The sequence below is a fragment of the Rhodobaculum claviforme genome, assembly GCF_016653255.1.
Lineage (GTDB): Bacteria > Pseudomonadota > Alphaproteobacteria > Rhodobacterales > Rhodobacteraceae > Rhodobaculum > Rhodobaculum claviforme.
Genome location: NZ_NHSD01000280.1, coordinates 1 through 23221, shown reverse-complemented (window position 1 = coordinate 23221; position 23221 = coordinate 1). Strand labels below are relative to the sequence as shown.

General features: G+C 71.5%; 25 protein-coding genes and 1 tRNA gene. 12 read left to right on the top strand and 14 right to left on the bottom strand.

Annotation, left to right across the window (positions count from 1 at the left end):
* Both CCR87_RS11535 and CCR87_RS11530 read right to left on the bottom strand, forming a co-directional pair.
* The coding region (locus tag CCR87_RS11535) for an AIR carboxylase family protein (RefSeq protein WP_201157673.1) at positions 1–191 on the bottom strand (191 nt) is incomplete at its 3' end.
* 66 nt (positions 192–257) lie between these two features.
* Positions 258–476, bottom strand: coding sequence for a YdcH family protein (locus CCR87_RS11530; protein WP_201157672.1), 219 nt, complete (start codon positions 474–476; stop codon positions 258–260).
* 174 nt (positions 477–650) lie between these two features.
* Between CCR87_RS11530 and CCR87_RS11525 the strand changes: the two genes are divergently transcribed.
* A complete protein-coding gene (locus tag CCR87_RS11525) occupies positions 651–1064 on the top strand; it encodes an Hsp20 family protein (RefSeq protein ID WP_201157671.1) in 414 nt (137 codons plus the stop codon).
* A gap of 102 nt (positions 1065–1166) precedes the next feature.
* Positions 1167–1394: a DUF1150 family protein gene (locus tag CCR87_RS11520; RefSeq protein WP_201157670.1), complete on the top strand. Its 228-nt coding sequence runs from the start codon at positions 1167–1169 to the stop codon at positions 1392–1394.
* 104 nt (positions 1395–1498) lie between these two features.
* Here the strand turns inward: CCR87_RS11520 and aroC are convergent, their stop codons facing one another.
* Complete coding sequence (gene aroC / locus CCR87_RS11515) at positions 1499–2635, bottom strand: chorismate synthase (protein WP_201157669.1); 1137 nt, start codon at positions 2633–2635, stop codon at positions 1499–1501.
* 125 nt (positions 2636–2760) lie between these two features.
* Between aroC and CCR87_RS11510 the strand changes: the two genes are divergently transcribed.
* The 4 genes from CCR87_RS11510 to CCR87_RS11495 all read left to right on the top strand — a co-directional run bounded on the left by CCR87_RS11510 (position 2761) and on the right by CCR87_RS11495 (position 8194).
* Complete coding sequence (locus CCR87_RS11510; protein ID WP_201157668.1) at positions 2761–3078, top strand: DUF2834 domain-containing protein; 318 nt, start codon at positions 2761–2763, stop codon at positions 3076–3078.
* Positions 3079–3080: 2 nt separating this feature from the next.
* A complete protein-coding gene (lysA, locus tag CCR87_RS11505) occupies positions 3081–4340 on the top strand; it encodes a diaminopimelate decarboxylase (RefSeq protein ID WP_201157667.1) in 1260 nt (419 codons plus the stop codon).
* A gap of 52 nt (positions 4341–4392) precedes the next feature.
* Positions 4393–7029, top strand: coding sequence for a DUF4175 family protein (locus CCR87_RS11500; RefSeq protein WP_201157666.1), 2637 nt, complete (start codon positions 4393–4395; stop codon positions 7027–7029).
* 304 nt (positions 7030–7333) lie between these two features.
* Complete coding sequence (locus tag CCR87_RS11495; RefSeq protein WP_201157665.1) at positions 7334–8194, top strand: 50S ribosomal protein L11 methyltransferase; 861 nt, start codon at positions 7334–7336, stop codon at positions 8192–8194.
* Between the two features lie 93 nt (positions 8195–8287).
* Here CCR87_RS11495 and CCR87_RS11490 read toward each other — a convergent pair whose 3' ends face one another.
* From CCR87_RS11490 to CCR87_RS11460, 7 genes are all read right to left on the bottom strand, one after another.
* Entirely contained in the window at positions 8288–9592 is a 1305-nt protein-coding gene (locus CCR87_RS11490) for a branched-chain amino acid ABC transporter permease (protein ID WP_201157664.1), read from the bottom strand.
* Entirely contained in the window at positions 9589–10599 is a 1011-nt protein-coding gene (locus CCR87_RS11485) for a branched-chain amino acid ABC transporter permease (RefSeq protein WP_201157663.1), read from the bottom strand. The genes CCR87_RS11490 and CCR87_RS11485 overlap by 4 nt, the downstream gene beginning before the upstream one ends.
* A 3-nt stretch (positions 10600–10602) precedes the next feature.
* Positions 10603–11313 (bottom strand): ABC transporter ATP-binding protein, encoded by a 711-nt coding sequence (locus CCR87_RS11480; protein WP_201157662.1) that lies wholly within the window; start codon positions 11311–11313, stop codon positions 10603–10605.
* A complete protein-coding gene (locus CCR87_RS11475) occupies positions 11310–12098 on the bottom strand; it encodes an ABC transporter ATP-binding protein (protein ID WP_201157661.1) in 789 nt (262 codons plus the stop codon). Before CCR87_RS11475 ends, CCR87_RS11480 begins: the two co-directional genes overlap by 4 nt.
* Before the next feature lie 119 nt (positions 12099–12217).
* Positions 12218–13402, bottom strand: coding sequence for an ABC transporter substrate-binding protein (locus CCR87_RS11470; protein WP_201157660.1), 1185 nt, complete (start codon positions 13400–13402; stop codon positions 12218–12220).
* Positions 13403–13697: 295 nt separating this feature from the next.
* Positions 13698–14417 carry an RlmE family RNA methyltransferase gene (locus tag CCR87_RS11465; RefSeq protein ID WP_201157659.1) on the bottom strand — a complete coding sequence of 240 codons (720 nt, stop codon included), beginning with the start codon at positions 14415–14417 and terminating at the stop codon, positions 13698–13700.
* 14 nt (positions 14418–14431) lie between these two features.
* Entirely contained in the window at positions 14432–15544 is a 1113-nt protein-coding gene (locus tag CCR87_RS11460; protein WP_201157658.1) for a Ppx/GppA phosphatase family protein, read from the bottom strand.
* 178 nt (positions 15545–15722) lie between these two features.
* Here CCR87_RS11460 and CCR87_RS11455 point away from each other — a divergent pair, with 178 nt between their 5' ends.
* From CCR87_RS11455 to aat, 4 genes are all read left to right on the top strand, one after another.
* The gene (locus CCR87_RS11455; protein WP_201157657.1) at positions 15723–16019 is read left to right on the top strand and encodes a virulence factor; all 297 of its coding nucleotides are present in this window, start codon (positions 15723–15725) and stop codon (positions 16017–16019) included.
* Between the two features lie 46 nt (positions 16020–16065).
* Positions 16066–16938 (top strand): methylenetetrahydrofolate reductase, encoded by an 873-nt coding sequence (locus CCR87_RS11450; RefSeq protein ID WP_201157656.1) that lies wholly within the window; start codon positions 16066–16068, stop codon positions 16936–16938.
* Positions 16938–17915 (top strand): methyltetrahydrofolate cobalamin methyltransferase, encoded by a 978-nt coding sequence (locus CCR87_RS11445; protein WP_201157655.1) that lies wholly within the window; start codon positions 16938–16940, stop codon positions 17913–17915. The genes CCR87_RS11450 and CCR87_RS11445 overlap by 1 nt, the downstream gene beginning before the upstream one ends.
* Positions 17916–18002: 87 nt before the next feature.
* Entirely contained in the window at positions 18003–18653 is a 651-nt protein-coding gene (gene aat / locus CCR87_RS11440; RefSeq protein WP_201157654.1) for a leucyl/phenylalanyl-tRNA--protein transferase, read from the top strand.
* Here aat and CCR87_RS11435 read toward each other — a convergent pair.
* Genes CCR87_RS11435 through CCR87_RS11425 form a run of 3 tightly spaced genes read right to left on the bottom strand, consistent with a single transcriptional unit; the run spans position 18608 to position 19832 of the window.
* On the bottom strand, positions 18608–18979 hold the full coding sequence (locus tag CCR87_RS11435) for a DUF2155 domain-containing protein (RefSeq protein ID WP_242511974.1): 372 nt from the start codon (positions 18977–18979) through the stop codon (positions 18608–18610). The genes aat and CCR87_RS11435 overlap by 46 nt on opposite strands.
* Positions 18979–19458, bottom strand: a complete 480-nt coding sequence (mlaD, locus tag CCR87_RS11430; protein WP_338048917.1) for an outer membrane lipid asymmetry maintenance protein MlaD — start codon at positions 19456–19458, stop codon at positions 18979–18981. The genes CCR87_RS11435 and mlaD overlap by 1 nt, the downstream gene beginning before the upstream one ends.
* On the bottom strand, positions 19455–19832 hold the full coding sequence (locus CCR87_RS11425; protein WP_201157651.1) for an NADH:ubiquinone oxidoreductase subunit NDUFA12: 378 nt from the start codon (positions 19830–19832) through the stop codon (positions 19455–19457). Before CCR87_RS11425 ends, mlaD begins: the two co-directional genes overlap by 4 nt.
* Positions 19833–19960: 128 nt before the next feature.
* On the opposite strand from CCR87_RS11425, the gene CCR87_RS11420 reads away from it, so the two are divergent.
* Positions 19961–20036, top strand: a tRNA-Ile gene (locus CCR87_RS11420).
* Positions 20037–20237: 201 nt separating this feature from the next.
* Here the strand turns inward: CCR87_RS11420 and CCR87_RS11415 are convergent.
* Entirely contained in the window at positions 20238–22073 is a 1836-nt protein-coding gene (locus CCR87_RS11415; protein WP_201157650.1) for a TniQ family protein, read from the bottom strand.
* A 352-nt stretch (positions 22074–22425) separates the two neighbouring features.
* On the opposite strand from CCR87_RS11415, the gene CCR87_RS11410 reads away from it, so the two are divergent.
* The coding region (locus tag CCR87_RS11410) for an AAA family ATPase (protein ID WP_201157649.1) at positions 22426–23221 on the top strand (796 nt) is incomplete at its 3' end.

Sequence of the window (23221 nt, the reverse complement as noted above, 5' to 3'; positions counted from 1 at the left end):
GCCACGATCACCCGCAGCCCCCGCCCGGCGGCGCCGCGCCCGTAATCCCACAGCCGGTCCGGGGTGCGGTGGGCGGATACGATGCGCACCTCATGCGCGACGCCCAACTCCTCCAGCACCGCGGCGGCATTGCGCAGCGTGGGCCAGTCGGACTGGCTGCCCATGACGATGCCGACCTGCGGCGTATCCATCGCGCGCCCCCCTGCTGATTGGACCACCCCCGCCCTAGCGCCCCGGCGCGGGGGCGACAAGCGGCCTCAGGCGATGATGTCGGGGGTCAGGATGTCCTCGATCCGGGCGATCTCGTCCTTGAGGCGCAGTTTCTGCTTCTTCAGGCGGCGCAGGCCCAGCTGGTCGGGCGCGGGCGCGCCCTGCAACGCGGCGATGGCATCATCGAGGTCGCGGTGCTGGCGGCGCAGCACCGCAAGCTGGATGCGCAGCACCTCCATGTGGTCAAGCTCGGTCGGGGCGTTCATCGGTCGGGCTGCCTTCGCATGGACTTCGGCGCCACCTTACGCGGTTGGGCCCGGCGGGCAAGGCGTCGCGGGGGCGCATGGCCTTGCCCGGGGGGGCGGGCGTCCCCATATCAGGCACCGGCTGCCGAAAACGGGGCCGATATTGCAATGTCGCTTCCTGCAAGGGCTTGCCGAATGACAAAGATGACCTTTGGGGCGCACCCCTTCCTGCTGGGCTTCGACCGTCTGGACCGGATGGTGGAACGCAGCGCCCGGACCGGATCGGACGGATTTCCGCCCTACAACATCGAACTGGTGGCCGAGAACGCCTGGCGCATCACGCTGGCGGTGGCCGGCTTCGGGACCGGGGATCTGGACATCACGCTGGAGGACCGGCAACTCATGGTGCGCGGGCGGCAGCCCGAGGACAGCGGCGCGCGCGTCTTTCTGCACCGGGGCATCGCCGGGCGCGCGTTCCAGCGTGCCTTCGTGCTGGCGGACGGGGTGGAGGTCGCGGGCGCGACCCATGCCGACGGGCTGCTGCACATCGACCTGCGCCGCGCCGCGCCCGAACCCGTCGTGCGCGCCATCGACATCGCGCGGGCCTGAACGATCGCGCGGGCCATGCGGGTCCGGGACGCGCGGGCCCGACGGTGCGTCGGCCTGCACCGCAGGCCCTTCAACAGCTGACAACCAGGGGGAGACAGCACCATGGACCACAAGACCGACATCGCCGAGACGCTGGGCCTTCAGGTCGTCTATGTCCGCCCCGTCGCCGTGGCCGACCTGCCCGAGGACATCCGCCGCGAGGCCGAGGGGGCAACCACCCTCTATGCCGTCCACGACACCGACGGCGAGCGGCTGGCGCTGGTGCGCAACCGCGACATGGCCTTCCTGCTGGCGCGTCAGAACGACCTTGCGCCCGTGCATGTTCACTGAGGGGGCATGTGCACTGAGGGGCCATTTGCACTTGAGGGGGCGTTGACGCGGCCCCCGGTCGGGCGGGTGTCCTTCGCGGGCTGAGAGGCGGCCCGCCCGACCGGTCACTCCTGCGTGGGGGCGGGTCCGGGGGTGGACACGGGGATGTGCCCGCGCGGGCCGTCACCGACCTGGCCCCGGTGGCGCAGCGCCGCGTCCAGCAGCACGCAGGCCATCATCGCCTCGCCCACCGGCACCGCGCGGATGCCCACACAGGGGTCGTGGCGGCCCTTGGTGATGATCTCGGCGTCCGTGCCCGCCAGGGTGACGGTGCGGCGGGGCCGCAGGATCGACGAGGTGGGCTTCACCGCGAACCGCACCACCACCGGCTGCCCGGTGGAGATCCCGCCGAGCACACCGCCCGCGTGGTTGGAGGCGTATTCCGGCCCTTCGGCCCCCATCGTGATCTCGTCGGCGTTTTCCGTGCCGGTCAGGGCGGCGGCGGCCATGCCCGCGCCGATCTCCACGCCCTTCACCGCGTTGATCGACATCATCGCGGCGGCCAGATCGCCGTCGAGCTTGCCGTAGATCGGCGCGCCGAGGCCCGTGGGCACCCCGGTCGCCACCACCTCGATCACCGCGCCGACCGAATCGCCGGACTTGCGCAGCCCGTCGAGGTACGCAGCCCACGCCGCCGCCGCCGCCGCATCGGGGCAGAAGAACGGGTTGGCGTCGATCTGCGCGTCATCGAACGCGGCGCGGTCGATGCCGTGCGGGCCGACCTGCACCAGATATCCGCGCACCCGCAGCCCCGGCACGAGTGCGGCCAGCGCCGCGCGCGCCACCGCCCCCGCCGCCACCCGCGCGGCCGTTTCCCGCGCGCTGGAACGCCCGCCGCCGCGCGGATCGCGCAGGCCGTATTTCTGGAAATAGGTGATGTCGGCATGGCCGGGCCGGAAGCTGGCGGCGATGTCGGAATAATCCTTGGAGCGCTGGTCGGTGTTGCGGATCAGAAGCTGGATCGGCGTGCCGGTGGTCTGGCCCTCATAGACCCCCGACAGGATCTCCACCGCGTCGGCTTCCTGGCGCTGGGTGGTGTAGCGGCTCTGGCCCGGGCGGCGGCGCTCCATCCAGGGCTGGATGTCGGCCTCCGACAGCGGCACACCCGGCGGGCAGCCGTCGACCGTGGCGCCCAGCGCGGGGCCGTGGCTCTCGCCCCAGGTGGTGACGCGGAACATCTGCCCGAACGTGTTGAAACTCATCGCTGGCCCCCGGCTGCCTGTCGCCCGCTCTATCGCTCCGCACCGCCGCCCTCAAGCGGTCAGGTGTCTGGCGCCCGCGGCACGGGGCGCTATGCTTGGCCAAACCCCCGAACCGGAGCCCGAGCATGAGCCCGCTGCGCCTGATCTACCTTGCCCTTGCCATCTGGGGCGCGATTCACCCGATGTACTGGTTCATCACCTGGTTCGTGGAGAACGAGTGGAGCCTGACGGCCATGGCCACCGCCTGGCACGCCAACGCCGCGACATCGGGGCTGGTGTGGGACCTGACGATCGCGGCCATCGCGCTGACGGTGTTCATCCTGGCCGAGGTGTTCACCCGCCGCAACTGGCTGGCGCTGATCGCGATTCCCGCGACCTTCGGCATCGGCGTCAGCTGCGGGCTGCCGCTGTATCTGTTCCTGCGCACCCGGCCCGTGGCCTGACGATGGATCATTTCCTGTACCGCGACGGCATCCTGCATGCCGAAGCTGTCCCCCTGCCCGAGATCGCGGCGGCGGTGGGCACGCCGGTCTATGTCTATTCCGCGGCCACCCTGGCGCGCCATTACCACCTGTTCACCGAGGCGTTGTCGCCGTTGCCGCATCTGGTGTGCTTTGCGGTCAAGGCCAACGGCAATCTGGCGGTGCTGAAGCTCCTGGGCGATCTGGGCGCCGGGATGGATGTGGTGTCGGAAGGCGAGTACCGCCGCGCCCGTGCCGCCGGTGTGCCGGGCGACCGCATCGTGTTCTCCGGCGTCGGCAAGACGAAGCGAGAGATGCGCACCGCGCTGGAGGGCGGCATCCGCCAGTTCAACGTCGAGAGCGAGCCGGAGCTGCTGGCCCTGTCCGAGGTCGCGGCCGCGATGGGCACCACCGCCCCGGTCACCCTGCGCGTGAACCCCGACGTGGACGCGAAAACGCACGAAAAGATCGCGACGGGGCGCAAGGAGGACAAGTTCGGCGTCCCCATCGCGCGCGCCCGCGACATCTATGCCCAGGCCGCCGCCCTGCCGGGGATCGCGGTCGTGGGCATCGACGTGCACATCGGCAGCCAGCTCACCGATCTGGCCCCGTTCGAGGCGGCGTATGCCAAGGTCGCCGACCTGACGCGGGCGCTGCGCGCGGACGGTCACCGCATCGACCGGCTGGACCTGGGCGGGGGCCTCGGCATTCCCTATGCGCGCTCCAACGAGGTGCCGCCGCTGCCGCTGGACTATGGCGCGATGGTGCGGCGCACGGTGGGTGATCTGGGCTGCGAGATCGAGATCGAGCCGGGCCGCCTGATCGCGGGCAACGCGGGGGTGCTGCTGGCCTCGGTGGTGTATCTCAAGCACGGCGAGGGGCGGGATTTCCTGATCCTCGATGCCGCGATGAACGACCTGATCCGCCCGGCGATGTACGGCGCCTGGCACGACATCGTGCCGGTGGTCGAAGGTGGCGCGCCGGATCATGTCTATGACGTGGTGGGGCCGGTGTGCGAATCGGGTGATACCTTCGCGCGGGGCCGGCCGCTGCCGCCGATGACGGCGGGCGATCTGGTGGCGTTCCGTTCGGCCGGGGCCTATGGCGCGGTGATGGCGTCGGAATACAACGCCCGCCCGCTGGTGCCCGAGGTGCTGGTGTCGGGGGATCACTTCGCCGTCATTCGCGCGCGCCCGTCATTTGACGAAATGCTCGCGCGCGATACCCTCCCTGCATGGCTTTGACCCTGGTTCCCGTCGCTTCGATGCCCGCGCCCGCCGGGGGGCGGGTCTGAGCGTGGCGCGCACCCCCCTCGATCTCGCCTATGAGCGGTTGCGCCGGCCGCTGCGGCTGACATGGGCCGGGCTGCTGGCCGAACGGCTGGCGCGGGCGTTCTGGCCGGCGTGGACGCTGGTGGTCGCGGCGCTGGCGGTGATCGGTCTTGGCGGCGCCGCGGCGCTGTCGGCCTGGGCGTTCTGGGCGGTGGCCGGGGTGTGGGGCGCGGCGCTGGGCTGGGCGGTGGTGCATGGTGTGCTGCGGTTCCGCTGGCCGCGCCGGTCCGATGCGCTGGCGCGGCTGGACGCGACGCTGCCGGGCCGTCCGCTGACGGCGCTGGCCGACCGGCAGGCGACCGGGGCCGGGGACCCCGCAGCGGCCGCGGTCTGGCGCGCGCACGTCCTGGCGATGGCCGAACGCGCCGCCGCGGCGCAGGCCGCGCCGCCGGATCTGCGGCTCGCCGCGCGCGACCCTTATGCGCTGCGGTATGTGGCGCTGACGGCGCTGGCGCTGGCGCTGGTGTTCGGGGCGTTCACCCGCACCGGTGATTTCGCCGAACTGGCGCCCGCGCCACTGCGCTTCGAGGCCCAGGCCGCGACCTCGGCCTGGGAGGCGTGGGTGCAGCCGCCTGCCTATACCGGCCGCCCCAGCCTGTACCTCAACGAGGTCGATCGCCCCAACCTCCAGGTGCCGCAGGGCAGCCGCGTGACCGTGCGCCTCTATGGCCAGACCGGGGTGATGACGCTGGCCGAATCGGTTTCGGGGCGCACGACCGATCCCGACGACGGCGCCGCCCCGGCGCATGACTTCACGGTGGAACGCCCCGGCCGCATCGCGGTGCAGGGTCCCGGTGGCCGCACCTGGGAGGTGACGGTGCTTGTCGACGCCCCCCCCTCGGTGCAGCTGCGCGAGACGATGACCCGCGAAGCCGGCGGTGCCCTGCGCCAGCCCTTCGAGGCGCAGGACGATTACGGCGTCGTCGGCGGGACCGCGCGCGTCGCGCTGGATCTGGACCGGGTGGAACGGCGCTACGGGCTGGCCGTCCCCCCCGACCCGCGCGCCCCGATCCGGCTGGACCTGCCGATGCCCATCGCCGGCGACCGCAGCCGCTTCACCGAGGCGCTGATCGACGATCTGTCGCAGCATCCGTGGGCCAACCTGCCGGTCACCGTCCGGCTGGAGGTGCAGGACGCGCTGGGCCAGACCGGCCACAGCGAAACCCGCGAGGTCGTGCTGCCCGGGCGGCGCTTTTTCGATCCGACGGCGGCAGCGGTGATCGAGATGCGGCGCGACCTGCTGTGGGCGCGCGCGGGGGCGCCGCGCGTGGCACAGGTGCTGCGCGCCATCGCCCATGACGACGATGCTGGCGGCTATCACGAGGGCGGCCTCCGGAGCGCGCGTGCGCGCGCAGATCTGCGCGCGGCCATCGACATGCTCGACGCGGGTCTGGCCGATGGCCTCTCGGATCAGGCCCGCGATGCTGTCGCCGTCCTTTTGTGGGATGTCGCCACCCTGATCGAGGATGGTGAGCTTGCCGGTGCCGCCGAGCGGCTGCGCCGTGCCCAGGAGCGTCTGGCCGAGGCGATGCGCCGGGGCGCCGACCCCTCCGAGATCGAGGAGCTGATGGCCGAGCTGCGCGAGGCCATGCGCGACTACATCAACGAGCTGGCCCGCCAGCAGCCCGAGGACACCGACACCCCCGACGGCGACCGGATGGAGATGAGCGGCGACCAGCTTCAGGCGCTGATGGACCGCATCCAGGAGCTGATGGAAGAAGGCCGCATGGCCGAGGCGATGGAGTTGCTCGAGCAGCTCCAGCAGATGATGGAGAACATGCAGGTCACCCAGGGCGAGGGCGGCGAGGGCGGACCCGGCCAGCAGGCGCTCGACGGGCTGGGCGAGGCGCTGCGCGATCAGCAGGGGCTGTCCGACGACACCTTCCGCGACCTCCAGGACCGCTTCGGCGAGGGGCGCGGCCCCCGGCAGGGACCGCAACAAGGCCAGCAGCCCGGTCAGCAACCGGGACCGGACGGCACGGCCCCCACCCCCGGCGAGGATGGCGACGGCGAGGGTGGTGAGGGCCAGGCCGACGGCAGCCGTCCCGGCGACCGGCAGGGCGGCGCGCGTCCGGGTCCGGGCGACGGTGAGGGCGGCGGGTCCGGCACCGACCTGGCCGATCGGCAACGGGCCCTGCGCGACATGCTGCGCGACCTCGACGCGCTGGACCTTCCCGGCGACGGCACCGAGTCCGGCGAGGCCGCGCGCGACTCCCTCGACGAGGCCGCCCGTGCGATGGAGGAGGCCGAGCGCGCCCTGCGCGAAGGGGACGGCCCCGGCGCGCTCGACCGGCAGGCCGAGGCCATCGACGCCCTGCGCGAGAGCATGCAGGCCCTCGCCGAGGAGATGGCCCGCGAGGAGGGCGGCGGAGAGCGCGACACAGCCGCCCTCGGTCAGGACGGCACCGGCGGGCAGCGCGATCCGCTGGGGCGCGACAGTGGCAATGGCGGTCGTTTCGGCACCGAGGACAGCATGCTGCCCGACGGCGACGTCCAGGCGCGCGCCCGGGCCCTGCTGGACGAGATCCGCCGCCGCTCCGGTGAGCAGGACCGCCCCGAGGCCGAGCGCGACTACCTGCGTCGCCTGCTGGAACGGTTCTGATCCGCACCCCGTCGGGCCCATCCTGCCCAGCCATCCCGACAGGTCCTCCCAAGCGGCCATCCCGACAGCCCATCGCGGCGACCCACCCCGGCGGATCACCCCGGCGAGCCGGCCCGATCGCCTCGGACCAGGCCGCTGCCGCGCCCGCAGATGACTGCGCCCCGCCGCCCCACGGGCGGCCGCCGCCGAGAGGGGGCTCGATGCCCCCCGAGGCGGCTCTTGCGCCCCTCCCGGCGCGCTGGGTGCTTGACCCGCCGCCCGCGCACGGCGCATCAGGGCGACGTCCCCAGCCCCGAGGTTTGCCATGCCCACCTTCACCGCCCTGACCACCCTTCCCGGAGAGCCCGCCGCCCAGCGGCTGGCCGAGGCGCTGGAGGATCTCGCCCCCCTCGGCATCGGCGTCTTCGAGATCGAGGACGGCAGCGGCCTGTGGGAGGTCGGCGGCTATTTCGACGCCCCCCCTGACGGGGTCGCGCTGGCCTTGCTGGCTGCGCTGCACGGGGCGCGCGACTTTGCCGTATCCGAGGTCCCCGAGATCGACTGGGTGGCGCATGTGCGCCGCGAACTCTCGCCGGTGGAGGCGGGGCGCTTCTTCGTCCACGGCAGCCACGACGCCGACCGCGTCCCCGAGGGGCGCATCGCGCTGCTGATCGAGGCGGCGATGGCCTTTGGCACCGGGCACCACGGCACCACGCTGGGCTGTCTGCGGGCGCTCGACCGGCTGGCCGACGGGTGGACCCCGGCCTCGGTGGCCGACATCGGCGCGGGCACGGCGGTGCTGGCGATGGCGGCGGCGCGGGTGTGGCCGGAGGCGCGGGTGGTGGCGTCCGACATCGATCCCGTTGCGGTGGACGTGGCCCGCGCCAACCTCGAGGTCAACGGCATGGTCGGGCAGGTGGAGACCGTCGTCGCGCCCGGCTTCGATGCCCCCGCGCTGGCCGGGCCGTTCGACCTGATCCTTGCCAACATCCTGATGGGGCCGCTGGTGGAGCTGGCCCCGGGCATGGCCGCGCATCTGGCGCCGGGCGGCCGGGCGATCCTGTCTGGCCTGCTGGTGGCGCAGGCCGACGCGGTTCTCGCCGCTCACACCGCGCAGGGCCTGACGCTGGAGACGCGCGAGGACCTGGGCGAGTGGGCGACGCTGGTGCTCAGGCGCCCGGGCTGAGCGTCCCCTGCGCGGCCCGCCACGCACATCGCGCCATAGCGGCCCATGCGTGGCACCGCCGTGACACCACTGTCACGGCGGCCGGCTGCGGCCTCAGCGCTCCGGGATCAGGCCGCGCGGGCTGAACCGCAGCACCAGCAGCATCGCCAGACCCATCGTCAGCAGCCGCATGTGGGCTGCATTGCCCAGCAGATGCGCCCGCAGCGCGCTGTCCTCGCCCAGCCAGATCGTGGCCACGTCGATCAGCCAGCGGCCCGCCGGCTCCACCTGCACCCACAGGAACCAGATCAGGATCCCGCCCAGCACCGAGCCCCAGTTGTTGCCCGACCCGCCCACGATCACCATCACCCAGATCAGGAAGGTGAAGCGCAGCGGCTCGTACGCCGTGGGCACCAGCTGGCCATCCAGCGTCACCATCATCGCGCCGGCCAGCCCGCAGGTGGCCGAGCCCAGAACGAAGATCCCCAGGTGGCGCTTGGTGACGTCCTTGCCCATCGCGCGCGCCGCGGTCTCGTTGTCGCGAATGGCGCGCATCATCCGCCCCCAGGGCGAATTCAACGCCTTTTCCGCCAGCCAGATCAGCAGGCCCAGCACGATCAGGAACAGCGTGGCATAGCCCAGCTGCACCACCACCTGCGCGGTCTGGTTGACCGACCAGCCCAGCGTGTCGGCCAGCCCCGGCAGCCAGTCCTGCTGGCGGACCTCGGCCGGGCCGGGCAGGGGGCGCGGGATGCCGGTGACGTTCTTGACGCCACGGGCCAGCCACGTCTCGTTGCGCAGCACCGAGATCAGGATTTCGGAGATCCCCAGCGTGGCGATGGCGAGGTAATCGGACCGCAGCCCCAGCGCGATCTTGCCCACCATCCACGCGGCCCCGGCGGCCAGCAGCGCGCCCACCGGCCACGCCAGCAGCACCGGCAGGCCGAGGCCGCCCAGATACCCCTCGGAGGCGGGGTTGACCGCCTCGATCGCGTTGATCGCCGGGACGAACACCGCGCGGTTCAGCGTCCAGCCCACGCCCAGAACCGCGATCAGCGTCAGCATCCGCGGCCAGCCCGGCACCATCCGGCGGGTCACCAGCACCGCGGCAAAGATCGTCGCCGCCCCGATCATCAGCCCGAGGATCGCGCCGAACGCCCCCGCCGACCACGCCGCGCCCACCGGCGGCATGGAGATCAGCACCGCCGCAAGCCCCCCCACCGCGGTGAAGCCCATGATGCCGACGTTGAAGATCCCGGCATAGCCCCACTGCATGTTCACACCCAGCGCCATGATGGCCGAGATCAGCCCCATGTTGACGATGGTGAGCGCCAGCGTCGGCGACTGGAAGGTCCACACCATGCCAAGCGCCACGAACAGCGCGGCAAACAGCGAGATGTTGCGCCAGTTCACGCTCATACCGCTTTCCCCCGGAACAGCCCCGTCGGCCGGAAGATCAGCACCAGCACGAGGATCGCAAAGGAGACCGCGAACTTGTAGTCCACCGACAGGATCTGCGCGAGGCCCTCGGGCGTCCAGCCCTCGGGCAGCAGATGGCCCAGGAACCGCCGCCAGGCATAGGTGATGGTCATCTCGGAGAACGCGACCAGATAGCCGCCGGCGATGGCCCCCATCGGGTTGCCCAGGCCGCCGACGATGGCGGCCGCAAAGATCGGCAGCAGAAGCTGGAAATAGGTGAAGGGCCGGAACCCCTTGTCCAGGCCGTAAAGCGTGCCCGCCACCACCGCCAGCGCCGCCGCCAGGATCCACGTCACCCGCACCACCCGGTCGGGGTTGATCCCCGACAGCAGCGCCAGATCCTCGTTGTCGGAAAACGCCCGCATGGATTTGCCCGTCCGCGTGCGGTTGAGAAACCAGAACAGCGCCACCATCACCACCAGCGCCACCACGATGGTGATCCCCTGCGCGGTGCGCAGCGCCAGCCCCTCGGCCAGGCCCGACCATTCGCGGAACTCGCGCACCGAGAAGATGAAGCGGCCGCCGTCCTCGAACCGCTGGTCGCCGGGGCCGATGATCAGCCGCACGATGCCGTTGGTGACGAACATCACCCCGATGGAGGCCATCACCAGCACCACCGGCTTGACCCGCTGGCGGCGGTAGAACCCGAACACCAGCTTTTCCGCCGCCAGCGCATAGAGCGCCAGCGCCACGATCCCCACCGGCAGCGCCAGCAGCGCGGTCGGCAGCACCCCCAGCCCGATGCCCGCCGCCTGCAACACCCAGGTCGTCAGGATCACCACCATGGTCCCGAAGGCCATGAAGTCGCCATGCGCGAAGTTGGAAAACCGCAGGATGCCATAGACCAGCGTCACCCCCAGCGCGCCCAGCGCAAGCTGGCTGCCATAGGCCAGCGCGGGGACCAGCACGAAGTTGGCCAACAGCACGAATGCATTGATCGGGTCCATGTCTCAGCCCCCCAGGAAGGATCGGCGCACCTCCGGGTCGGCCAGCAGGGCCTGCCCGGTGTCGGTGAAGCGGTTGCGGCCCTGCACGAGGACATAGCCCTTGTCGGCGATCTCCAGCGCCTGGCGGGCGTTCTGTTCCACCATCAGGATGGAGATGCCGGTGCGCGCGACCTCGATGATGCGATCGAACAGCTCGTCCATGACGATCGGGCTGACGCCGGCGGTGGGTTCATCCAGCATCAGCACGCTGGGCTGGGTCATCAGCGCGCGGCCCACCGCGACCTGCTGGCGCTGCCCGCCCGAAAGCTCTCCGGCGGCCTGCCGGCGCTTGTCGCGCAGGATGGGGAACAGGTCGAACACCTGCTCCATGGTGGTGCGGAAATCGTCGCGGCGCAGGAAGGCGCCCATCTCCAGGTTCTCCTCCACCGTCAGCGAGGGGAAGATGTTGGAGGTCTGCGGCACGAAGGCCATGCCTTGCGCCACCCGCGCCTGCGGCGTGAGCTTCGTGATGTCGCGGCCGTTCAGGCGCACCTGCCCCTCGCGGATGTTCAGCATCCCGAACACGGCCTTCATGGCGGTGGATTTGCCCGCGCCGTTGGGGCCGACGATCACCGCGATCTGGCCCTTTTCGACCGCGATGGTGCAGTCGTGCAGGATGTCGGCGGCGCCATAGCCGCCCGTCATCGCGTCGCCGATCAGGACGGGGCCGCTCATGCGCCGGCCTCGGCCTTGGGCTTGTTCTTCAGCCCGGTTCCCAGATACGCCTCGATGACCGCCTCGTTCGACTTGATCTCGGCGATGGAACCTTCGGCCAGGACGCGGCCCTCGGCCATGCAGATGACCGGGCCGCAGATGCGGGCAATGAAATCCATGTCGTGCTCGATCACCACAAAGGTATAGCCGCGTTCCCGGTTCAGCCGGACAATCGCGTCGGCGATGGTGTTCAGAAGGGTGCGGTTCACGCCGGCGCCGACCTCGTCCAGGAACACGATCCGGGCATCGGTCATCATGGTGCGGCCCAACTCCAGCAGCTTCTTCTGGCCGCCCGACAGGTTGCCCGCGCGCTCCTCCGCCAGATGGGCAATGGTCAGGAACTCCATCACCTCGTCGGCGCGGGCGCGGATGCGGGCCTCTTCCTCGGCCACGGCGCGGCGGTGGAACCACGCCGACCACAGGTTTTCGCCGGACTGGCCCGGCGGGACCATCATCAGGTTCTCGCGTACGGTCATGGTGTGGAACTCGTGCGCGATCTGGAAGGTGCGCAGCAGCCCCTTGTGAAACAGCGCGTGCGGCGGCAGGCCGGTGATGTCCTCGCCGTCCATCGTGACCCGCCCCGAGGTCGGCGGCAGCACCCCGGCGATCACGTTGAACAGCGTGGTCTTGCCCGCGCCGTTGGGGCCGATCAGCCCGGTGATCGATCCGCGCGCGACCTCCAGCGAGGCGCCGTCCACGGCGTGGAAACCGCCGAAATGCTTGTGCAGGTTTTCGACCCGGATCATCCCGTGCCCCTTTGCGAAGTGCCCCTTTTTGAGGTGCCCGAGCTGTCGTCACACCAAAACCAAGGGACCGGGAGCGCACCTGGCGCCCCCGGGCCCTCGGGTCGGTGACGATCCCGGGATCAGCGCATCTGGACGCGCGTGAAGGCGCCGCCCTCGATGACATACTCCTCGTAGGTGCCGGCGGCCTCGCCCGGCGGGATCAGCTCCACGTCGGTGGCGCCGACGTAGTTGACCTCGCCGCCCTCGGCCAGGATCTCCAGGGCGCGTGCCAGCTCACCGGGCATGATCTCCTCGCCCGGGGCGTTGGCGACGGCCAGGATGTTGGCCGCGATGGCTTCGGGGGTGGCTTCGCCCGCCGCCTGCGCGGCCAGTGCCAGCAGCGCCGCCGCGTCGTACGACTGACCCGCGAACGAGCCGGTGCCGTCGACCCCGGCCGCGGTGGCCAGGTCCACGAACATCTGCATCCCCGGACCGTCGGCCGAGGGGCTGACGCCGATGCTGCCGTCCAGGTCCGGGCCGATGGTGTCGATCAGGCTCTGGCCCCGCATGCCGTCGCCCAGCACGAAGGTGTCGAAGGCGCCCAGCTCGATCGCGCTCTGGATGATGCCGGCGCCGCCTTGGTCGGCATAGCCGAAGACCACCAGCACCTCGCCGCCCGCGGCGGCCAGCGCGCCCACCTCGGCGGAGTAGTCACCGCGCCCGTCCATGTGGCTGTCCGAGATGGTGACCGAGCCGCCCAGTTCGGTGAACGCCGCCTCGAAGCTGTCGGCGAGGCCGAGGCCGTAGTCGTTGTTGGTGTAGCTGATGGCCACCGACGAGATGCCCCGGTCGATCAGCATGTCCGCGATCACCGCGCCCTGGCGCGCGTCCGACGGCGCGGTGCGGAAGAACGTCCCCTGGCTGTCGAAGGTCGTGAACGCGGGCGAGGTGGCCGAGGGCGAGATCATCGGCACGCCGTTCGGCATCGCCACGTTTTCCAGGATCGAGCGCGTCACCCCCGAGCAGTCGGCGCCCATGATCGCCACCACGTTGTCCGAGGTGATCAGCCGCTCCGCCGCGGCGTTGCCGGCCGAGCTGTCGATGCAGGTGGAATCGGCGCGCACCGCGTTGATGGTCTGCCCGCCCAGCCACAGCCCCGAGGCGTTGATCTCGGCCCAGGCCAGTTCGGCGGATTCCGCCATGTGCGGGGTGATCGATTCGATGGGGCCGGTGAAGCCGAGCAGAACGCCCATGTTCACCTCCTGCGCCCAGGCGCCGCCCGCAACGATCCCCGATGCGGCACTCGCCAGCAGCAACTTCTTCATGTCCGTCTCCCTGGTCTGCTTTTCTGGGATGTGACACTAATCAGCGGTTCCGCGAAAGAAAAGAGACTTGGCGGCCCCCCTGCGCATCCGTTCACGCCCCTGTCAGGCCCCGTGTCGGGCCCCGTGTCGGGCCCCGTGTCGGGCCCGGTATCGGGGTCCGGGTTCGGGGTCGGGGGCGGCCCGTCCGAAGACGACACGCCGGGGGATCGGCGTCAGGGCCGCAGCGTGGCTTTGGGTCTCGGCCGCGGGCCGCGCGCGCAGCCCTGCCGCCGATCTGCATGCAGGGGGCGCGGGATCAGTCGGCGGTGTCGGCGCGCCCGCGAAACCCGGTGGCGACGACGTATTTCTCGGCGCTGTCGGAGCGGCTGGCGGGGGGCTTGACGTTGATCACCCGGTCGAACGCCTTTTTCAGCCGGGCCTGAAGCGTGGCCTCGGCGCCGCCCTGCAGGACCTTGGCCACGAAGGTGCCGCCCTCCTCCAGCACGTCGAAGGCGAAATCGGCGGCGGCCTCGCACAGCGCGACGATACGCAGGTGGTCGGTGTTGCGGTGGCCCGAGGAGGCGGCGGCCATGTCCGACAGCACCACATCCGCCCGCCCGTTCAGCCAGTCGCGCACCGCGTCGTCGGCCCCATCGGCCATGAAGTCCAGCACATGCGCCTCGGCACCCGCAAGCGCCGCGACCTCCTGCAGGTCGACGCCCAGCACGCGGCCCACCGGCTTGCCGGCCTTCGCCCCGTCGGCGTTCACCCGCGCCACCGCCACCTGCAGCCAGCCGCCCGGCGCACAGCCCAGATCGACCACCCGAACGCCCGGGCGCAGGAAGCGGAACCGGTCGTCCAGCTCGATCAGCTTGTAGGCCGCGCGGCCGCGATAGCCGTCGGCCCGCGCGCGGTGCACGTAGGGATCGTTGAGCTGCCGCTCCAGCCAGCGGGTCGACGACAGCTTGCGGCCGCGCGCGGTCTTGACCTTGACCTTCAGCTCGCGCTGGCCCCGGCCGGAGGTGTTCTCTGCCATGGTTCCGTTCCCTCTCAGCCCGGCGCGGGGCGGATCAGCCCGTCGCGCGACATCTGTGCATAGAGCAGCCCCTCGCGCAGGCCGCGATCGGCCACCGACATGCGATCGGTCGGCCACACCCGCAAGAGCGCCTGCAGGATCGCCGCGCCGGACATGATCAGCGTGTGGCGGTCGCGCCCGATGCGCGGGTCGCTGCGCCGCCCCTCGGGGCCCAGCACGAGGTATTCGCGAATCACCCGGTCGATCTGGTCCGAGGTCATGCGCAGCCCGTCCACCCGGCTGCGGTCATAGCGCTTCAGCCCCAGAAACGTCGCCGCCACCGTCGTTATGGTGCCCGAGGTGCCGATGATCTGGAACCCCTCGCGCGCCTGTTCGCGGGCATAGGGCGAGAAATCCGCGAGCTGTTCCTCGAAGTGCCAGCTCATCAGCGCGAATCGGGCGGCGTCGTCGTCCACGTCGCGGAACTGGTCGCGCAGGGTGGCCACCCCCAGCGGCACGCTGATCCAGTCCACCACGCGCGCGGGGCTGACGGTGTCGGGGTGCGGCTCGAACCCCGCGTGCAGGCGCATGAGGGCGGCCATGCGCGCCTCGGGCGGGACCGGCGACAGGTCGATCCACACAAGCTCGGTGGAGCCGCCGCCGATGTCGACCACCAGCAGCTGCTCGGTGCGCGGCGACACCAGCGACGCGCAGGAGACGACGGCGAGGCGCGCCTCCTCCTCCGGGGCGATGACATCGAGGCGCAGGCCGGTTTCCCGCCGCACCAGCCGGATGAAATCACGCGAATTGCGCGCGCGTCGGCAGGCCTCCGTCGCGACCAGCCGCATCCGGCCGACCCGGTGGCGGTCCAGCTTGCGCTGGCAGATCCGCAGCGCGGCCAGCGTGCGCGCGATGGCGCCCGATCCCAGCCGCCCCGTCGCCTCCAGCCCTGCGCCCAGCTGCACCGTCTTGGAGAAGCTGTCCACGACCTCGAAGCCCGCGCCAGCCGGGCGGGCCACCAGCATCCGGCAGCTGTTCGTGCCGAGGTCGAGCGCCGCATACAGCGGCGCCCGCTCGGACGGGGGGGGTGCGGCAGGCTCGACCGGCAACGGGAACGCGCCCACCCCCCGGGGACGCTCGGGCGTCATTGTCGCCCTCCAACTTCAAGTTGCGGCAACGGTAGTGGGGCGGGGCGGTGCGCGCAAGGTCGCGCCGCACATGGCACACGCCCCCGCGAGGTCGCTGCCGGGGGGCCGAGCGTCGAAATCCGGCCGCCGCGACGGTGTGTCCCGGCGTATGCCGAAAGGGCGCAGCGGAGGGCCCGGAATGCCGCAGATGACCGTCGTCTACTGGCGCGACATCCCCGCCCAGGTGATCGTGGGCCGGGGCAGGGAGGTGGTCCGCGTGGCCCTGCCCGAGCGGTTCGCACAGGCCATCGACCGGGCCGCCATGCACGCCGGGGCCCGCGACAGCGACGCCTATCTGGCCGCGTGGCGCCGCGCCGCCCCGGTGGAGGTCGCAGGCGACCCCGCCGTCGCCGCCGCCGCCGAGGCCGCCCGCCTGGAGGCCGCCCATGACGACGCGCGCCTGCGGGCGCTGATCGCCACCGGCGGGCGGGGCTGAGCCCGTGCCCCGCCCGCCCGTCCACCCCCAGCCTGCGAGGCCGCGCATGTCCCTCGTCGTTCCTGTCCGTCACCGGGGGGGCACGCCGCTGGCGGCCCTGCTGCGTGGCCATTCGGTGGAGGTGCTGCCGCGGACCGCCGACCGGGTGGCCGATTTCCGCGCCATGTTCAGCCCGGGGACCCGGGTCCATGTCGCCCATATCGCCGGCACCCCGGTGGCCGACATGGTGCGCACCGCCGCGCGGCTGCGGGCCGAGGGGTTCGCGCCAATGCCGCATCTGCCGGCGCGGGTGCTGCCTGACCGCCGCACGCTGTGCGATCTGGTGGCGGGCTACGTCGATGCGGGGGTGCGCGGTGTGCTGGTGCTGGGCGGGTCGCCGGGGCGTCCTGCGGGGCCGTTCCACTGTGCGATGCAGCTGCTGGAGACCGGCCTGCTGGACGGGTTCGCGCGGGTCCATGTCGCCGGTCACCCCGAGGGCAGCCGCGACATCGACCCCGGCGGCGGCGAGGAAACGGCCATGGCCGCATTGCGCGCCAAGGCCGCCTGGGCCGCGCGCAGCGGCACCGAAATGGCGATCGTTACCCAGTTCGCCTTTGACGCCGACCCCGTGATCGCCTGGGAGGGGCGCTTGCGCGCCGCCGGTATCGCGCTGCCGGTGCATGTCGGGCTGGCGGGTCCCGCGCGGTTGCAGACGCTGATCCGCTATGCCGTCGCCTGTGGGGTGGGGCCATCCTTGCAGGTGTTACAGCGGCGCGCCCGCGACGTGACGCATCTGCTGCGCCCGGTGGCCCCGACCGGGGTGGCGCAGCGGCTGGCCGAGCATGCCGCGGCCCATCCCGGCAGCCTGTTTCGCGGGCTCCACCTCTTTCCCCTCGGCGGGCTGGAGGCCACGGCCGCCTGGGCACGGGAGGCCGGGTGATGGCGCGCGCGGTCCTCGAGTCCCAGACCCGCACCGTCGTCATCGGCTTTGACGCGCCGTTCTGCGTCATTGGCGAGCGGATCAACCCCACCGGCCGCAGGGCGCTGGCCGCCCAGCTGGAGGCCGGGGACTTCGCCACCGTCGAGCGCGACGCGCTGGAGCAGGTCGCCTGCGGCGCGATGGTGCTCGATGTGAACGCGGGCGTCGTCTACAACTCCGACCCCGATCCCAACCGCACCGAGCCACCGCTGATGCGCGCCATGATCGAGCGCGTGCAGGCGCTGGTGGACGTGCCCCTGTGCATCGACAGCTCGGTCCCCGGCGCGCTGGAGGCGGGACTGGCGGTGGCGCGCGGCCGCCCGCTGCTGAACTCCGTCACCGGCGAGGAGGACCGGATGGAGGCGATCCTGCCGCTGGCACGGAAATACAACGTGCCCGTGGTCGCGATCTCCAACGACGACACAGGCATCAGCGAGGACCCGGACGTGCGCTTCGCCGTCGCCCGCCGGATCGTGCAGCGCGCGGCGGACCACGGCATCCCCGCCCATGACATCGTCGTCGACCCGCTGGTGATGCCGGTGGGCGCAATGGCCAGCGCCGGGCGGCAGGTGTTCGCCCTCGTGCGCCGCCTGCGCGAGGAGCTGGGCGTGAACACCACCTGCGGGGCCTCCAATGTCTCGTTCGGGCTGCCGAACCGGCATGGCGTCAACGCGGCCTTCCTGCCGATGGCGATCGGGGCGGGGATGACGAGTGCGATCATGAACCCCGTGCGCGCGCCGGAAATGGCGGCGGTGCGCGCGGCCAACCTGCTGATGGACCACGATCCGAACGGGGCCGCGTGGATCGGCCTTGCACGGGTGCTGGAGGCGGTGGCGGCGGGCACCGGCTTTGCCGAGGCCAGCATCGCGGCCGGTGCGGTCCCGGGAGGGCGCATGGGGGGGCGCACCGGACGCGGTGCGCGGCGCCGCGGCGGCTGACACGTCGCGCCCCTGCGTCCCACGGCCCGCTTGCAACCGTCGGCCGGGGCGATAGCCTCGGGACGGCGGGCCAGCGGGATGGGGGTCATGGAAAAGATCGGGCTGTCACCCGAGGTATTGTTGCGCGCCTATGCGGCGGGCGTCTTTCCCATGGCCGAGGGGCGCCATGATCCCGCGTTGCACTGGATCGACCCGGCCCGCCGGGGGGTGCTGCCGCTGGACGGGTTCCATCTGTCGCGGTCGCTGCGTCGGCGCCTGCTGCGGGCGCCATGGCGCGTCAGCGTGGACACCGCCTTTGCGGATGTGATGCGCGGCTGCGCCGACCGCCCCGAGACCTGGATCAACGCGCCCATCTTCGAGCTGTCCTGCGCGCTGCATGACCGCGGTCACGCCCATTCGGTCGAGGTCTGGGAGGGCGCGGATCTGGTCGGGGGCGTCTATGGCGTGGCGCTGGGCGCGGCGTTCTTTGCCGAGAGCATGTTTTCGCGGCGCACCGACGCCTCCAAGGCGGCGCTGGCGTGGCTGGTGGACCGGCTGCGGATCGCGGGGTTCATGCTGTGCGACACGCAGTTCCTGACACCGCACCTGCACTCCCTGGGCGGTGTGGAGGTCCCCCGCGCCATCTATCGCCGCAGGCTTGCCCTTGCGCTGGGCCAGCCGGCCGATTTCAGCGCGCCGCCGATCCCCGGCCCTCAGGCGTTGGTGCAGCGGATCAGCCAGACGTCGAAGCGCGGATGATCCAGCGCGTTGAGGGCGGGGCTCGCGGCAACCATCCAGCCGCGAAAGACCGCGCCGTCGTGCCGCGCGTCATGGATCAGAAGATAGGCATAGCCGTCGCCCGACGGGTTGCCGACCGGATAGCGGCACTCCAGCAGCGTCACCGTCAGCCGCCCGAAGGTCACGCTGTCGCCGACCGCCACCGTCAGGTCATGCGCCGCACCCGCCACCTTGTCGAGGCCCCGCAACACCGCCCCCGTGGCCGGGGCCACCTCCAGCGGCGCGGGGGCCTGCGCGGCGGCGGGTCCCGCGATGGCCAGGGCCAGGGTCAGGGTCAGCACGCGCATCATGGCGCCCCGTCCCCGCCCGATACCGCGCGCAGCAGCAGCGTCACGAGGCTCACCGCGCTTTGCGTCTGTTCGATCCGGTCGCCGGGGGCCAGGTCGAAGGGGGCGCCGCCCGGAAGCAGCTCGATGAAGGCGCCCCCCAGCAGCCCCTCGGTCGCGACCACGGCAAGCGTGTCCTCCGGCAGCGCGATCCCGTCGCGGATGCGCAGGCGCAGTTCCGCGCGCAGGCTGTCGGGATCGAGGGTCATCGCGCCGACGCTGCCGATCCGCACGCCGCCCAGCCGCACGTCAGCCCCCACGCGCACCCCCTCGACCGAGCGGAAGCTCGCCGTCAGCTCATAGCCCGCGCGTGCCTGTCCCAGCCCGGCGATCTGTCCGGCGTACACAACAAACCACACCGCCGCGGCGATGACCGCGGCCCCCAGTATGGCATCGGTGCGCGTCTGTGCCATCACGCCTGCGCTCGTGCTTCGGGTCACTCGGGCGTCCAGGCCTCGTAGTCGCGTTTCGGCGCGGGTTCCTGCCGCCGGATGGAGCCCGGCGGCGCATAGGCCAGCGCCGTACCGGTCTGGTTCGCGAGGTGCGGCTTTTCCCACGCGCGGTGGCGCAAAGGCGCCTCGGTGGGCGGTGTGTTCCAGGTGTGGTGCAGCCAGCCGTGCCAGTCGGGCGCGATCCGGCTCGCCTCGGTCTCGCCGTTGTAGATCACCCAGCGCCGCTTGCCGCCGTCGGACTGGTAGAAGACGTTACCCTGGTCATCCGCACCGACCCGCTCGCCATGGCGTCGGGTGTGCAGCAGCGTGCCGAACGTGGCGTTGTTCCACCAGGTGACAAGGCCGATGAGCGTCTTGAGCATGGCGCGGTCTCCAGTATCCCCGTCACCGCTATGGAGCATCCCGCCCGTCAGGTCCAGTGACCAGGGGCCGCGTCGCCCCAAGCGCCCGCCTTGCGCCCCGTCCGCGATGTGCTAGGCCAAACCTCGGTGGGCCCGTAGCTCAACGGTCAGAGCAGGGCGCTCATAACGCCTTGGTTGGGGGTTCGAATCCCTCCGGGCCTACCAGCGCAAGCCGTTGATGACAACGGGGCATAACCTTGCACGAAATGGGGGTTTTTGATGCACACCCCCTGTCAAGTGCTCAGGTCGCGCCATATGTCACGATTCCGTAATTGAAAGCCAAGCGCCTGACCTGACTATTGAAATTCCCTGTCCGTAGCCTCCCACGACAGCTTTGACCCGGCCAATCTGCGACACTCGGCGCGTTCAGCGCAGCGCGGCCTCGACGTCGCGGCGCAGGTAAAGCGGACCGAAGTCGGCGCCCCCGGGGGCGAAATACCCGACCCCGGCAGCCTTCAGCCGGGCCACCAGCGTGTTCGGGTGATCGCCCCGCTCGGGCGCAAGACCGCGGATCGTGGCGAATCGGCGGTGGAAGGCGGCGATGTCGGCTGCGGTCATGTAGAGCCGTTCGTTGCCCGTCCGCGGGTGGCGCAGTCGCGTGGCGGGCGTGTGGCCGGCGGCGATGAGGGCGAGGAACCGCCCCTTGTCCTTGATCCCGACGCTGAGCCCGAAGGTCCCCGCGGGGATCGGGACGTCGTCCGAGGCCTGAGCCGCGGCCAGCCGCTTGACCTCGTCCCTGCGCACAAGGAGACCGCCGAAGCCCTCGCGCTCCCTGCCGAGGCCGGCTGCAATCCGCCCGTCGCGGATGGCGGCGATGATCGCGTCTGCCCCGAGGCCGGTGCGTTGGCGGGCCAGCAGGATGCGCTCCCACCCGCGCGCGCCGGCGTCCACTGGAACCGCGGCCGCCCGCAGCTCCGCCACCAGCGCCAGCCCGTCGGCAAGGCGCCACCGCGCCTTGATGTTGGGCGCGTTGGTGAAGGGCACGATCACCCCATCCGCGATCAATGCCTCAAGCTCACTCCGCGATGCCCCCATGGCAGGACGCAGCACGCGCGGGCCGACCAGCTTCGCGATCTCGTCGAGCAGCCGGGCATGGCGCCTTGCATCGAACACCCTGCGGTTGGCGGGCCGCGGGTCGTCCTTCTCCAGCACGCCCAGATCCTCGAGGACCACCGCGAGGTCCCGCAGCGTGCCGAGTTCGTCGGTCACGGTTCTGACGGAGTGCAGTCGTCTTTCCGCGAGGATCACGCCCAGGACCTCCGTTCCCGGCGCGATCGGCCATGTGTCGAGGATGCACGCCCGCAGGATATGGCGGAACGGGTCGAACCCGGTGTCGGCCGCATACCCCCGTGCGAGCTGCTCGTGGAGGTCGCCGAAAGCCTTCGCGGCGGTGTCATTGTAGCCTGAAGCCGCGGCCGCCAGACGGTCCAGCGCTGACCGGATTGCCGCCTCGCCGCGGCTCGCCACGGCGAACCCGGCGGCCTGTGCCGCGCGGGGCGCCGCATCATCGCTGTTGGTGGGGCGGTCCTCCAGCCGCAGGAGCTCCTGCCCGAGCAACCGGCAGACGGTCGCCGCGGCGAAGGTCGAGAGCCGGGCAAGCCAGGTGTCGTCCTGGCCATCCTCCAGCCGCCAATCCAGCCAGCGGTCGAAGGGCGAAGGCTCGATCCGCGGCCGATCGAGCCTTCCCGCAAGGATCAGCGGCGCAATCGGTCCCAAATGGTGGCCGACGTCGTGCGCAAAGTGCGGCTTCGCAACGTCCCAGAGCGGGACCAGCGGGTGGGCATGCCGGATGCAGACGGAGACCTCGCGGAACTGCCAGTCGCCCCGGAGCGCCATGGCCGCCAGCGGGTCTCCGCCCCGGGCCTCGGCATCCTCGCGCAGGCAGATGGGGCAGCCGCGGATATGGCGGCTGCGGACGGCACGGGTGATGAATACCTCGCCCCGGAACGCGGTCCGGCCGTCGCCGACGCTGTGCCCGGTCCAGGAGCGCAACGCTGCCACGGCTGCATCGTCGAGGCCCGCTGCCTCCACAAGGAACCGGACATCCTCGGCACCATAACCGGTGAACCCCTTCGCCGACCCGCCCCTGTCCGACGCGAACATGGTGACGTCGGTGCCATTAAACGCCGCCATGCGCGACATGAGCGACGTCCATGTCTCGCGCGGGACGGGAGCGACGCGGAGGGGGAGGGGTTCGGGCATTGATTATGCCTTCGTCTGACACGCTAAGGCACTTGGACTATGGTCGGAGCATCCAGTCGTGTCCATCGCTGTGAGCGCAGGTCTGCAACGTGTGTCCAGATGGGGCGGTCCTCTTGGCAACTGTGTATACGTTTCGGGCGGCGGTTCGGTCGCCGCACTTGGTGGATCAAGCAAAGGGGAGATCTTGCCGACGGCCCTGAAGGCCTCCGGTGCCACCTAAGTATTGACAGCTGCCCCCCGCCCGTGCTCCTGCGCTCGCATGGCAAATCGTCAGTTCATAGGCCGGTCGCTCTGACCGTTTCTCCCGGGTCCCCGACCCGGGCTGTTCACCTATGCTGCACGGGAGCCTGCCATGGCCCGCATCCCCTTCATCGCCGTCCGTCTGCGCCTCGAGTCCGAGGACGACATCATCGCCCGCCTGCGCGCCGTGGCCGAGCGCCGCCGCCGCCGCACCCCGGAGGGCGAGGACGACGCGCCGCCCTACCGCGACCTTGTCCAGCAAGCCCGCGAGATCTTCGCACGCCGCCGCAAGCGCTCCGGCATCAGCCATCTGCGCAAGGAGGACGCCGCGCGCCTCGCGGTCCTGAAACACGGCGTCGCGCTGGTCGAGCTGCCCAACCCCCATGCCGCCGACACCATCGCCGCGGCCATCCAGGCCGAGATGCCCTGGATGGCGCCCGCCACCACCCTCGTCTGGCACGCCCTGCAACGGGCCGCCCTCGAGCGCGCGCCGATCCGCATCCCGCCCCTCCTGCTGGTGGGCCCGCCCGGCATCGGCAAGTCGTTCTGGGCACGCCGCCTGGCCAGCCACCTCCGCGTGCCCGAGATGGCGGTCGAGGCCACCTCCGAGAACGCGGGCTTCGGCATCACCGGCCTGCAGGCCGGCTGGGGCAGCGCCCGCACCGGCCGGGCGCTTGAGCTGATCCTGCAGCACCGCGTCGGCAACCCGGTCGTCTTCGTGGACGAGATCGAGAAGGCCGGGCGCGCCACCGCCACCTCCGGCGCCGCCTTCGACCTCGCGGCCGCCCTCCTGCCGCTGCTGGAGCCGGAGACGGCCCGCGCCTGGACCTGCCCGTACTTCCGGGTCGGCTTCGACATGTCCCGGATCAGCTGGATCCTCGCGGCCAACAGCCTGCGGGGCCTGCCCG